The organism is Thioclava sp. L04-15, assembly GCF_002020275.1.
GTDB classification, from domain to species: Bacteria; Pseudomonadota; Alphaproteobacteria; order Rhodobacterales; family Rhodobacteraceae; genus Thioclava; species Thioclava marina.
In genome coordinates this window covers 311,221-323,095 of record NZ_MPZW01000004.1, presented here as the reverse complement: position 1 = coordinate 323,095, position 11,875 = coordinate 311,221, and the positions used below count along the sequence as shown (strand labels likewise).

Genomic DNA, 11,875 nt, shown 5'->3' with positions numbered 1-11,875 from the left:
GAGGATTACCATGATTACCAGACGCCTTTTCACCGGCCTGATCGGCGCCATCGCGATGGCACCGGGTCTTGCCTTCGCCACCGACATGCCCGCGCCCTTCAACGAGCCTGGCAAGACCAAGATCGCGCTGGTGCGCTATCTTTCGACGGGTGACTTCTTCCAGGCCTATCTGTCGGGCGTGCAGAAACAGGCCGATGCGCTTGGCGTGGACCTGCGCGTGCTCGACAGCCGCCAGGACGCGGCGCTGCAATCGGACATGGTCGATCAGGCGATCGCGCTTGGCGTCGACGGGATCATCATCCAGCACGGGCTGACCGAGTCGATGAAGGATGCAGCCCAGCGTGCGGTCGATGCCGGCATCAAGGTCGTGGCCTTCGACGTGAACGTGGACAATGCCGCGATCCCGCAGATCGAGCAATCCGACCGCGACCTCGCCCGTCTCGCGCTCGAGCAGGCGCTCAAGGATAACGGCACGAGCTTCAAGGCGGGCTATGTCTATGTGCCGGGCATCGCCCCGCTCGATCGCCGCGACGAGACCTGGCAGAAGGTGAAAGCCGACAATCCCGGCATCGAGCAGGTCGCCGAGTTCGGCACGCTCGACAACCCGATCGCGAATTCGGTCGCGAACCAGGCGCGCTCGGTTCTCTCGGCCCATCCCGACATCACCGTGATGTTCGCCCCCTATGACGAATTCGCCAAGGGCGTGAAGATCGCCGTCGACGAGGCGGAGATGTCGGACAAGGTCTCGATCTACTCGGCCGATGTCTCGACCTCCGACATCGCGGCGATGCGCGAGCAGGGATCGGCCTGGAAAGCGACGGCTGCGACCAACCCGGCCGTGGTCGGCGAGGTTTCGGTGCGCGCGCTGGCGATGATGCTCGCGGGCGAGGACCCGGGCCACAATGTCGTGGTGCCGCCGACGCTGATTACCCAGTCGATGCTCAACGATCTCGACATCAAGAACATGGAAGAGCTGAGCGCCAAGGTGCCCGCTTTCGCCCATGCGGATGTCGCGGTTCCCGCCTGGATGCCGCTTCCGGCGCGCTGATCGGACGGAAATCGACAGGTGACTGGCCGGGGCTGCGCGAGCGCGTGCCCCAGTTTTTTTTGATGGAGGTGACAATGCTCAAGGGGATCGACCCGCGCATGTCCGCGGATCTTCTGGACCTGCTGATGCGGATGGGCCATGGCGACGAGCTTGCCGTGGTCGATTGCAACTTTCCCGCCCATGCGACGGCGGCCGAGACGGTGAGCGGCCAGCTGATCGAACTGCCCGGTTTCAGCGCCCCGCAAGCGATCGCGATGATCTGCGCGCTGCTGCCGCTCGATCCCTTCGTGCCTGCGGGCGCGTTCTGGATGGAGGAGGACGGCAAGGGTGCGGCACCCGGCGCGGTCCATTCCGAGGCGCTGGCGATACTCGAGGCCGAGATGCCCGAGGGCGGCGCAGTCGGCTCGCTCGAACGCCAGGCATTCTACGCGCGCGCGAAAGCGGCATTCGGCGTGGTGCGCTGCACCGAGACCCGGGCCTTCGGCTGCTTCATCCTGCGCAAGGGCGTGCTCTTCTGACAAAGGATCGGGCCGCTCCCGGCAAGGAAGCGGCCCGCAATCGCCGGACAGACGGAAGGAAATGGCCCTAGCCTTCCGCCCGGTCCAGCGCATCGCGCATCGCGGCGATCCCCTCGCCGATCCGCTCGCCCAGACGCAGGAGCGAGCCGCCCAGCAGATAGACCACGTCCGAGCCATACATCGCCGCCATGTCGCCCGCACGCTCGACGCTCATGCCGCCGCCGGGGCTGGGCAGCATCGCGCGGCCGGGCCCCTGCGGATTGCGGCAGGCCTCCGCGATCTGGCCGCACTCGGCCGCGGTGAAGCCGAACCGGCCGCCCACATTCGGAAAGACCGAGATATCCGCACCCGCGAGCCGTTGCAGCGTGCCGAACATCACCCCGTGATCGAAGCCCGTATCGGGCGAGAGCACATAGGGCCCGAGGAAGGAGGGATGCGTCATCACCGGCATATCGAGCGCCGCGTCCCGCGCGATCCGGGCCACGACCCCGAAGCCCAGAAGCCCCGGCATGACCAGCAACCCATCCGCGCCCGCCGCCTTGGCGAAACGGATATTCGCCTCGATCTCGTCCGGCGCGCCCGCGAGCGAGGGGAAATAGAGCGACCGCCCCCCGGTCTCGGCATTGGCGCGCGCAACCGCGGCGGCGGTCTTCTCGACGCGCTCGCGGAAAGGCGCCATCGGCTGATCCATGATCCCGTGATCTTCCTTGACCACATCGGCGCCGGCCTTCGCACAGAGATAGCCGACCCGCGCCAGCGCATCCGCGTCAAGGCCTTGCGGCTTGAGCACCGGCGCGATCATCCCGCCGCTGGCGCGTCCACAGAGCGCCCGGATGCCCGCGATCCCGAAGCGCGGACCGGGATGGCGGCGCGCCATCTCCGCGCCCGGGTCGATCCCGATCACCCGCAACCCGCGCTGGATCGAGGAATTGCCGAAGATCACGTTGAAGAACTGCGCAAGCTCCATCCCCGCGCTGTCGGGCGAATAGCTGATCGTGGCGCGGAACCGCCCCTCGCCTTCCGCGCCGATCTCTTCGATCCGGCCGAGGATCTCCTCCTCGATATAGCCCGCAGGCACCACGTCGCGCGGGATCTCGACCGTCTGCTCCAAGGCGATCGCCTCGGCGCGCGCCCGCGCCTCGGCAAGATCCGAGGCGAAGATCCGGTAGGTGACAGCGAAGCGCATCACAGCGCCTCTGCCTTGACCGCCGAATGGACCTCCTCGACGCGCACCGCGCCAAGCGCCGCCTCGTCGATGCCGGTCTGCTGCCCGCTCAGCCGCTCGATCGCGCGCACCAGCGCCAGCGCATCGAGCCCGTAATAGCGCATCAGATAGGGGCGCGAGCCGCCATGCGCATAGGTATCCTGAAGCCCGAGCCGGATCAGCCGCTTGCCCATGCCCGCCTCCGCCATCGCCTCGGCCACCATCGAGCCGATCCCGCCCGCGACGAGGTGGTTCTCGAGCGTGATGACGCCGTGGCGCACCGAGGCCGCATGTTCGAGAATCTGCGCTGCGTCGAACGGCTTGAGCGTGCTCAGATGCAGATGGCGCACCGAGACCCCGGCCGCATCGAGCGCACCGCGCGCCCGGATCGCCTCTTCGGTGGTGATCCCGGCGGTGACGACCAGCACATCGCTGCCCTCCGAGAGCACCCGCATCTCGCCCAGCCTGAAAGGCGTGTCGAACAGCCGCGGGATCGAGCCCCGCAGCACCCGGCAATAGACCGGGCCGTCGATGCTGTCGGCGGCTTCGACGATGCCCTCGACCTCGGTTGCGTCGCCAGTTTCCAGCACCGTCATGTTCGGGATCGTGCGCATGATCGAGATATCCTCGATCGCCTGATGGGTCATGCCGCCGGGCGTGGTGATGCCGGGCAGGAAGCCCATCAGCCGCACCTTGCGCCGCGGATAAGCGATCGAGGCCATCAGCTGGTCATAGGGCCTGCGATAGAGAAACACCCCGAAGGTGTGGATGAACGGGCGATACCCCGCAAGCCCGAGCCCGCCCGCGAAGGACAGCATGTTCTGCTCGGCCATCCCCATCGAGAGAAACTGCTCGGGGTGGCGATCTCGAAACCCGTCGATCTCGCAGCTCGAGGTGAGATCGGCGGAGAGGCAGAGCACGTCGGGATTGCGCGTGGCATAATCCTCGAAGGCGCGCGCATAGGGGCGGTTGACCATTTCGACCATCGTCTGTCTCCTCAATGGCTGTAGGCGATCGGGTCGATGCCCAGTTCGGCGGAAATCTCGCGGTTCATCGCGGCGCGTTCTTCCTCGGTCTTGAAGCGCACATAATGCAGCCGCGGGAAGCGCTGGCGCAGGAAGCTCATGCCCTGCGTCGGCGAGGTATTCGCGAGGATAATCAGCGGGCGACCCTCATGGGGCTCGGCCTTCGCCTGACGCATCGCATTCAGGTCATGGCCATCGATCTCGCAGACCACGGCGCCGAAATTGCGCAGCTTGGTGGCGATGTCGCCCACCTCCATCACGCTGTCCATCGCCCCGTCGCATTGCTGCGCGTTCACATCCATGATCGCCCAGAGATTGTCGATGCCGTGGAACGCCGCCGCCTGAACCGCCTCCCAGGTCTGGCCTTCCTGCACCTCGCCATCGGACATGAACACGCAGACCTCGCCGCTTTCGCCGCGCCGCTTGCGCCCCCAGGCGAGCCCCGCCCCGGTCGAGAGCCCAATCCCGAGCGTGCCGTTATGCACCTCCATGCCGGGCGAATGTTCCGCCCCGATCATCTCGACCGACGAGCCGTCCTTGTTGAACATCTCGAGCCCCTCGGGCGCCATCCGCCCGGTCTCGATGAGCGTCGCATAGGCAACGAGCGCGTAATGCGCCGGCGCGATGAAGAGACGGTCGTAATGCGGCTCGAACGGGCCGTTATAGCCCGCCCCGGTGACGTAATCGGCATTGCCCGCCGAAGGGACGCCCTTGAAGGGCTCGGGGATCATCGGCAGCACCGGCTGCCCGAGATTGAGCGCCTCGTTATAGAGAAAGGCGAGCTGCTCGGCCGCCGAACAGGCCTGGCTCAGATAGCCGCCATTATTGCGCATCGTATGTTCGAAGACGCGGCGGCGAATGCCCAGCGCGACCTCTTCCGTCGTCTTTTCGTTCTGCAACTTCGGACCTCGATTCTGGACCTGTCGGGGTTTCAATTGCCACGAATATACATTTGACAGAAGTATCTGACAATTGTATTTTTTCGCCTGCAACAGGACGTTGTTGCACAAAGCGGTGAGGAGGATTCACTGCGCGAATCCAGTGCGTTAGATCGGCGGCATGCCGAAGCCCTCTCCCACCCGCTATCGCACGACGAACTGGTCCGAATATAACGCGGCGCTGCGCCAGAGGGGCTCGCTCTCGGTCTGGTTTGATCCCGACATGGTCTGGCACGCTGGAAAGACCAGCAAGCGGGGGCGCCCGGAGACGTTCTCGGATGCGGCGGTCCAGGTCTGCCTCACGCTGAAAGTGCTCTTCGGCCTTCCGCTTCGGCAAACGGTCGGGCTGGTCGAGAGCCTGATCCGAATGGCTGGGCTCGACTGGCCGGTGCCGGACTATTCGACGCTGTGCCGACGCCAGGCGCGGATCGGTGTGCAGATCCCCTATCGCCGTTCGGAGAAGCCGTTGAGCCTGCTGATCGACAGCACCGGCATCAAGTTCCGCGGGGATGGCGAATGGTTGGCGCGCAAACACGGGCCGTCGCGGCGCAGGCAATGGCGCAAGGTTCACATTGCCATGGACACGGAGACCGGCGACATACGCGCAGTCGAATTCACCTCGAGCCGCCAGGGGGACAGCCCTCTACTGCCGGAGTTGCTGGCGCAAATTCCCGAGGAAGAAGAGATCACCACCGTCACCGCCGACGGCGCCTATGACACGCGACGATGCCACACCGCCATCATCGAGCACGGCGCCGATGCCGTCATACCGATCCGCCGCAACGGGCGCGCCTGGAAAAATGACTGCCCAGCCGCAGTTGCGCGAAACGAGATCCTGCGCGTAACTCGGCACCTCGGTAGGACTCTCTGGAAGAAGTGGGCGGGCTACCATGTCCGAAGTCGGGTCGAGGCCCAGATGAACCGCCTGAAGCTCTTCGGTGAGCGGATCAGGTCCCGAGACCCCGACCGCCAGACCGCCGAAATCCAGATCCGTATCGCCATCATGAACCGCTTCTCGGCCCTTGGCAGGGCCGAGATCGGGGCCATCGCCTGAAAGGCCACGGGAAAGGGGACCGTCAGCTTGAACGCCGATTTGCGCAACAACGCCGTCAGGCTTGCTCCTGACGCCCATTTCGTTGGGTCGGGCTTCGGGCGGGAAAGTCCCTCTAAGAAGAAATGCGAGGAGCATCCGGCGCGGACCAACTGGATCTGCACTAAGCCCGCCGACGCACGCCATGGCCTGCGCGAGAAGCGGGTATTCGTCTGACAATCAGGCGCGATGAGTGAACTGTCCAATGAGCGCACGACGCAGGCGGCTCAAGAGCGCGACTCGGCGATAGATCAGCAGGTATATCAGAAAGACCACGCCGACCCCGCAGCCAAGCACCACTGGATCGCCGGGCGCGATGACCGTGATCGTGCAGGCGATCAACGAGAGCGGCCAGAGAAGAATACTCGTAATCGGATTGCGCATCCGAGGCATACCGATCGCCTCCGCGATGCGCTTGGCACGGCTGCGATAGACAAGGCTGTGCAAATGAAGACGATCCGCTTCTCCGGGGGTCGTCCCGTCGCGTTTCGCGCGCCGACGGATCGACACCAGCGTCTCGATCCAGGGATAGGACAAGGCCAGAACAGCGATTATCGGCGAATATTCCGGATTGCGCACCGGCAGGATGATCCCGATCACTGCGAGCACGAACCCCGTCGTATAGGCGCCAGCATCACCGAAAAAGAGCTTTCCAGCGGGGAAGTTCAGCACGAAGAAACCCGCGATTGCGCCGATCATCAGAAGGCAAATTGCAAGAAGCGCTACGTCGTCCGATCGCGCCGCAAGGATCGCAAAACAGCTCAGAACAATGATCGCGGAGCCCGAAGCGAGCCCGTTTACCCCATCGATGATGTTCAGCGAATTGGCGATGCCGCCGATCGCCAAAACGCTCAGCGCGATCCCGACGGCCGGATAGCCAAGCAGGAAATCGAGCCCCGGGATATCCGCCCGCTCGATATGATAGCCAGACACCAAACAGAAGATCAGCCCGGCGAGAACCGTGGCCACCAGACGCCATTTCGCGGAGACTCTCTTGGTGACGTCCTCGATCACGCCGGAGAGAAACGCGGGCAGCGCACAGAGACAAATCATCCACCAAAGTCTGCGCGCCTCAGCGGGCAGCATGATCGCAGCGATACAGGCCCCCAACAACACCGCGAGCCCTCCAATCCGCGGCGTTGGAGCGTCATGGATCTTCTGCACGCCATCGCTGCCGTCATGCGTCAGCCTGCCGTGAAATTTCTGAGAGACGACGATGAGGCCGGAAAGAAGGAAGGAGGAGGCAAAGGCAGCATCCAAATAAATATGCACCTGATCAGATCCTTCGATTTCTGCGTCACGACGTGTCGTGCGAGCCAACTTGCGATCGGAAAATTCCACCGTTTAACGTAACGACACCTACCCTTTTCAGGGCCTGCATCCAAGTCAAAACGGCCAATCCGCCAAGGTCGGCGAAATATTTCATCGATGTGTCATGTCGCGCATTTAATCCAGCCAACAATGGCGATTGCAGACCAGCACGGAAGCACCGACAAGAGCCCCATGGATACGCTTGTCTTCGTCGCCTCCAAGCTCATAGCTCTCCTGCTACGCGCAGAAACCTGGGAAGCGCTTTTACTCACAGGCGCGCTGATCGCGCTCGTGAGCGGGCGCCTGCGCGCGGCACGCAGGATGCTTTCCGTAGCGCTGGCGAGCCTCCTCGCTCTGGGGATATTTCCCCTTGGCGATCTCCTCATCGCGCCCCTGGAGCGGACCTATCCAGCCAACCCGCAGCTCTCCCAAGTCGATGGGATCATCATCCTAGGCGGCGCCGAAGACGGGGTCGGCACGGCCCGCCACCATCAGGTTCAGCTCAACGCCGCCGCGGAGCGCGTCACTGCCGGGCTCGCCCTGGCGCATCGCTTTCCAGATGCCAGGATCCTGCTCTCTGGCGGTAGCGGCGCTTTGCGCGACCTTGCCCGAGGAACTATGCCTGGCGCCGAAGTCATGGCCGCGGCGTTTCGTGAAACAGGTATCCCTCAAGCCCGCCTGCTTCTCGAGACCCACTCACGCAACACCACCGAGAACGCACGTTTCAGCTACAACCTCGCCCACCCCACACCGGGTGAGACATGGGTGCTCGTCACCAGCGCCTTCCACATGAGACGCGCGATGGCGAGCTTTGAGCGCGCCGGATGGGAGGAGGTAGTCCCCTACCCTGTCGATTATCGCGCAGAGGGATTTCTCGATGGCATTGGCTGGGATCTCGCAGGCCATCTCGACACGCTGGATCTCGCGCTCAAGGAATGGGTCGGGATTTGGGCTTATGCGGCGAGCGGGAGATAGCGCCGCCACGACCCGCAGCAGGCAGAGCCCAGTTTCATCCCGCGCAGAGAGCGCCTATAGACAGATCAAACTATTTTTCCTTGCCGCCATTTCTCATGAAGATCACCGTCATCACCGCCGTCTACAATTCTCAAGCCACCGTCGGCGAGGCGATCGAGAGCGTCGGGCGGCAGACCCATCCCGAGCTCGAGCATCTCATCATCGAGGGGAAATCGAAGGACGGCTCGCTCGCCGCGATCGAGCGCGCAGCTCATGACCGGATGACCCTCGTGAGCGAGCCCGACAAGGGGATCTACGATGCGCTCAACAAGGGTGTGGCGAAGGCCTCCGGCGATGTCCTGGGCTTCGTTCACAGCGACGACTTCCTCGCCCATGACGAGGTCCTCGCGCGCATCGCCACCGCGTTTGAGGGTCCCCAGGTCGAGGCGGTCTTCTCCAATCTCGATTATGTCTCGCAGGCCGACACGAGGAAGGTCGTCCGGCATTGGGCGACGGGTCCCTTCAGTGCCGCGAAGCTCAGACGCGGCTGGATGCCTGCCCACCCGACCCTCTATCTCCGGCGCTCGGTCTACGAGCGCCTCGGCGGCTTCGACACCGGCTTCCGGATCGCAGCCGATTACGACTTCATCTTGCGCTATTTCTCGCAAGCGACCGGTCGCTCGATCTACATCCCCGAAGTGCTCTACAAGATGCGCCTGGGCGGTGTGAGCAATCGCGACCTTGCGCGCATTCGCGAGAAGATGGGCGAGGATTGGCGCGCGATCCGACGCAACAAGGTCGGCGGTGTGATGACGCTGGCGAGCAAGAACTTCTCGAAGATCGGACAGTTCGTCGAGCGGCAGAAAAGCTGACGCGTCAGCGATGCTTCATACTGACGCCTAGGTGCTATCGCTTACCTTGCGTCAGACGACCAACTCACAACCTAGGGTTATTTTTCTATTTACTTCAAAATATTGCGCGCATAGTATCCGCGAGTGATCCGGTTGGTGTTCTCTCTTCGGAAGGATCTTTGTATCCTTCCGAAAGGAGGATCGGCAACATCGTCTGCAACTCGTTCCCTCGCAAGGGGGGATCGAAAACACTAGCTGCAACGATGGCGCTCCGAGCAGTTTGAAGGTCTCTCGACTGGGAGATTAGCGAGCCGCAAGGTGCAAGACCGGATCGCGCCTTATCCCCCTAAGAACGGCGGCCATTTCAATGTTCGGCAGCCGTTGCGCGAAGACTTCGATCAATTTGCGCAGAAAAGCCTCCCGGCGATCCCGCCCGGAAGGTCGATCTTGATCTCATTCATCGCACCCTCCTTCATTGTCATCGGTCCTTGAAAAAAGCAGCGCTTGGCGTCTGCCGCGATGCGGCTCTGCGATGGACCCGAGCCGCCCCGTTTGCGGGATGCTGACGTGCGACGCTGCATCATCGCATCCGTGACAGCCGCACATTGGAACGTTTCTGCCAAATAGACTCAGAAAGCGAACTCAGCGTCCCCGATCAAACGAGACAAAGCACGCGCTTTCAGGCTATAAGTAGGCTTCACGGAGGACCGCGCATGGAAGATCTTTACAGGAAACGGCAAGAGGAAAAGGCACGAAGCCGCGCGAAGGATGAAGAACGTCTGGCTAGGGGCGAGGTCACTCCCAGCGAGCTGCAACGGCAGAATATGGTCTTCAAGAACGTGCGTGCAGACCGGGTTGGCTTCGTAAAGAGCCGCGAACCGAAATCCGTCAAGTTCCTCAGCCTTTGAGGCTGCGATGTCTATCGATCAGGAACTGGCTCGAGCGAGAACTCAACGCCCGAGACTCCTCGGCGCGTTGGAGACATTGCTTCGAGCGCGCAATCCGGACCTCGATCTCTTCGTGTCGGCCCTCGCCCATTATGGCGAGCCCGGATTGGCACATCTCCATCTCTATGGCGTCGCGGAAGACCACGAACGCAGATCGCGGCTGATGGAATTTGCGACAGCCTGGCTCCTGGAGCGCGGCATCTCGATCGAGCTTCAGGAGGGACGAGACGTCTATGACATTCGTCCATGGCGCGAGGCCGATGGGGGCACGGCTCAAGATATGGGATCTCTGGACGTGCTGGACGAGATCTGAAAGCGCTCGAACCTAGGTCGGCAGAAGAGAAATTACGGGTGACACCAGGAGACTTGTGCGCCCTCTCCCTCTCGAAGCTGAGTGACCTTCCAATGACCCGCGTAGCCTTTTTTCAAATGCGCCGCGACGATCTGAAATCCGCTTTGCGGCAAGCCCTTTGGCGTATCGACGAACAGCAACTCCGCGATTCCGAATCCGGTCTCTTCGAGATCCCGCAACCGCGCCTTCGTCGTCAGGTTCGTGAGTGGCGCAAGCCAGACGATATTTTCGGAGACCTGCATCGCGTGCCGCGTGAACGTCCGCAGCTCTGACCAGGGCGGATTTGTGACGACCCAATCTACCCGATCGGCCCAAGACAGAAAGTCGCGTCCCTCGCTGATCTCGCACCAGTGGCGCTCCAGGTGATCCGGGAAATGATCAAAGAACGCCCCTTCCCCGCGCGACGGGTCGAGAACGCGACCCGCCATCGCATGCGAAAAATGTTCGATGATCGCCTTGGCGAGGTCAGGCGGCGTCATGACACGGTCCTGTTCCATTCCGTTCTTCGGTGGCACCAACCCTTGCCGCTTCGCTAGATCGCTTCGTTCCAGGGGGTTGCGAAGGCGAAGTAGCCGCAACGCCGCGGCAAGCGTCGCAACCCGTCCGGAAAACTCCGCTTCCAAGGCAATGACCGTCACGCGGTTGCAGCCGATCTTGCGGGCGAGAATCTCCTGCGAAAAACCGCACGCACGCCGCCGCTCCGCGAGCACGCGGCCCATATGTTTCCCGGGCGTTGTGACACGCCAGCGCAGGCAAAGGACCGGTAAGACGGCCTCGAGCGAAAGGATCGTGCCTGCCCCGCGCTCCAGAGCGCGCACGGTGGGGATGCTGATCTTGGCGCGGGATGCGAGTTCGGCCTGCGTGAACCCGCGCCCCACGCGTTCGGCTCTGAGGATCTCGAAAAATGACATGTGCGAAAATCTTTCCATCGAATGCTCACAGATAGAAAGAAAATGCGACAGAGCGCAACCGCTAGCGCCAGGCGCTCCCGAAAACGAGCGGCAACCAACTCGAGAGAATTTTCCGTGCCACGAAAAATCGGAAACACGTTTTTTCGCCCCCGGCACCTAGACTGGACGCATCACCGAGATCCGCACCGGATCGTCCCACTTTCCACCGCCGAGCCTCGCTCGCGCGGTCTCAGGAGATGCACGCCATGGCCCAGCGCCCCTTCACGCCGAATATGCGAAAATCGCATCGCGCAACCAACTTCACTCAGGCCGATGCAGCCCTTCTGGAGCGGCTCGTGAACGCGCGGCTGCACGTCGCCGAGCTGATGCTGGAAAAACCAACCTATGCCCCGATTTTCGAAAGACTGGAACGTGAAGTCGCGGCCGTCGAGGCGCGCCGGATCGAGGATCCCCTGGCGCGCGCGAGGGCGATCCTGCGTGGGCAGCCGAGCGATGCGGCCGCCCCGTCAGACGATCGAGACGATACGCCTGAGCCTTGGTAGGCTGATTTGGCAGTCCACCCCCAAGCTTTAGGAGGTCGGCGGCTCGCCTATCTCCTTATGCACACTGCACCGGCTGAAGCCTGCCCCCTTCTGAAGGAAGCCCCATTCCATCGATTCCGATTCGCAAGTCCAGGAGGAAACCCACCCTTCCAGCCAATATGGAGCTAATATGGAGCCAGCTCTT

General features: G+C 62.8%; 14 protein-coding genes. 9 read left to right on the top strand and 5 right to left on the bottom strand.

Annotated elements, in window-relative coordinates; translation table 11 throughout:
• The first annotated feature begins 10 nt into the window (after positions 1-10).
• Both BMI90_RS11650 and BMI90_RS11645 read left to right on the top strand, forming a co-directional pair.
• On the top strand, positions 11-1,048 hold the full coding sequence (locus tag BMI90_RS11650; RefSeq protein WP_078529526.1) for a substrate-binding domain-containing protein: 1,038 nt from the start codon (positions 11-13) through the stop codon (positions 1,046-1,048).
• A 74-nt stretch (positions 1,049-1,122) separates the two neighbouring features.
• Positions 1,123-1,566, top strand: coding sequence for an RbsD/FucU domain-containing protein (locus BMI90_RS11645; protein WP_078529524.1), 444 nt, complete (start codon positions 1,123-1,125; stop codon positions 1,564-1,566).
• Between the two features lie 67 nt (positions 1,567-1,633).
• Here the strand turns inward: BMI90_RS11645 and BMI90_RS11640 are convergent, their stop codons facing one another.
• The 3 genes from BMI90_RS11640 to BMI90_RS11630 are packed head-to-tail and all read right to left on the bottom strand — an operon-like array spanning position 1,634 to position 4,694.
• On the bottom strand, positions 1,634-2,752 hold the full coding sequence (locus tag BMI90_RS11640; RefSeq protein ID WP_078529522.1) for a RuBisCO large subunit C-terminal-like domain-containing protein: 1,119 nt from the start codon (positions 2,750-2,752) through the stop codon (positions 1,634-1,636).
• On the bottom strand, positions 2,752-3,756 hold the full coding sequence (locus BMI90_RS11635; RefSeq protein WP_078529520.1) for a transketolase C-terminal domain-containing protein: 1,005 nt from the start codon (positions 3,754-3,756) through the stop codon (positions 2,752-2,754). Before BMI90_RS11635 ends, BMI90_RS11640 begins: the two co-directional genes overlap by 1 nt.
• Positions 3,757-3,767: 11 nt before the next feature.
• A complete protein-coding gene (locus BMI90_RS11630) occupies positions 3,768-4,694 on the bottom strand; it encodes a transketolase (RefSeq protein ID WP_078529518.1) in 927 nt (308 codons plus the stop codon).
• A gap of 160 nt (positions 4,695-4,854) precedes the next feature.
• On the opposite strand from BMI90_RS11630, the gene BMI90_RS11625 reads away from it, so the two are divergent.
• Positions 4,855-5,787: an IS5 family transposase gene (locus tag BMI90_RS11625; protein ID WP_078529516.1), complete on the top strand. Its 933-nt coding sequence runs from the start codon at positions 4,855-4,857 to the stop codon at positions 5,785-5,787.
• A 27-nt stretch (positions 5,788-5,814) separates the two neighbouring features.
• Positions 5,815-6,000 carry a hypothetical protein gene (locus BMI90_RS18550; RefSeq protein ID WP_146671272.1) on the top strand — a complete coding sequence of 62 codons (186 nt, stop codon included), beginning with the start codon at positions 5,815-5,817 and terminating at the stop codon, positions 5,998-6,000.
• A gap of 3 nt (positions 6,001-6,003) precedes the next feature.
• Here BMI90_RS18550 and BMI90_RS11620 read toward each other — a convergent pair whose 3' ends face one another.
• Complete coding sequence (locus BMI90_RS11620; RefSeq protein WP_246831538.1) at positions 6,004-7,095, bottom strand: glycosyltransferase; 1,092 nt, start codon at positions 7,093-7,095, stop codon at positions 6,004-6,006.
• 231 nt (positions 7,096-7,326) lie between these two features.
• Here BMI90_RS11620 and BMI90_RS11615 point away from each other — a divergent pair, with 231 nt between their 5' ends.
• The 4 genes from BMI90_RS11615 (at position 7,327) to BMI90_RS18875 (ending at position 10,199) form a co-directional block, all read left to right on the top strand.
• Complete coding sequence (locus BMI90_RS11615) at positions 7,327-8,109, top strand: YdcF family protein (RefSeq protein ID WP_168172768.1); 783 nt, start codon at positions 7,327-7,329, stop codon at positions 8,107-8,109.
• 95 nt (positions 8,110-8,204) lie between these two features.
• On the top strand, positions 8,205-8,960 hold the full coding sequence (locus BMI90_RS11610) for a glycosyltransferase family 2 protein (protein ID WP_078529512.1): 756 nt from the start codon (positions 8,205-8,207) through the stop codon (positions 8,958-8,960).
• 692 nt (positions 8,961-9,652) lie between these two features.
• On the top strand, positions 9,653-9,847 hold the full coding sequence (locus BMI90_RS11605) for a hypothetical protein (protein ID WP_038076402.1): 195 nt from the start codon (positions 9,653-9,655) through the stop codon (positions 9,845-9,847).
• A gap of 7 nt (positions 9,848-9,854) precedes the next feature.
• Entirely contained in the window at positions 9,855-10,199 is a 345-nt protein-coding gene (locus BMI90_RS18875; protein ID WP_210401944.1) for a hypothetical protein, read from the top strand.
• A 32-nt stretch (positions 10,200-10,231) separates the two neighbouring features.
• On the opposite strand, the gene BMI90_RS18545 is transcribed toward BMI90_RS18875, so the two are convergent.
• Positions 10,232-11,149 (bottom strand): helix-turn-helix domain-containing protein, encoded by a 918-nt coding sequence (locus BMI90_RS18545; RefSeq protein WP_281491816.1) that lies wholly within the window; start codon positions 11,147-11,149, stop codon positions 10,232-10,234.
• A gap of 245 nt (positions 11,150-11,394) precedes the next feature.
• Here BMI90_RS18545 and BMI90_RS11590 point away from each other — a divergent pair, with 245 nt between their 5' ends.
• Entirely contained in the window at positions 11,395-11,691 is a 297-nt protein-coding gene (locus tag BMI90_RS11590) for a hypothetical protein (RefSeq protein ID WP_078529508.1), read from the top strand.
• Positions 11,692-11,875 lie beyond the last annotated feature (184 nt).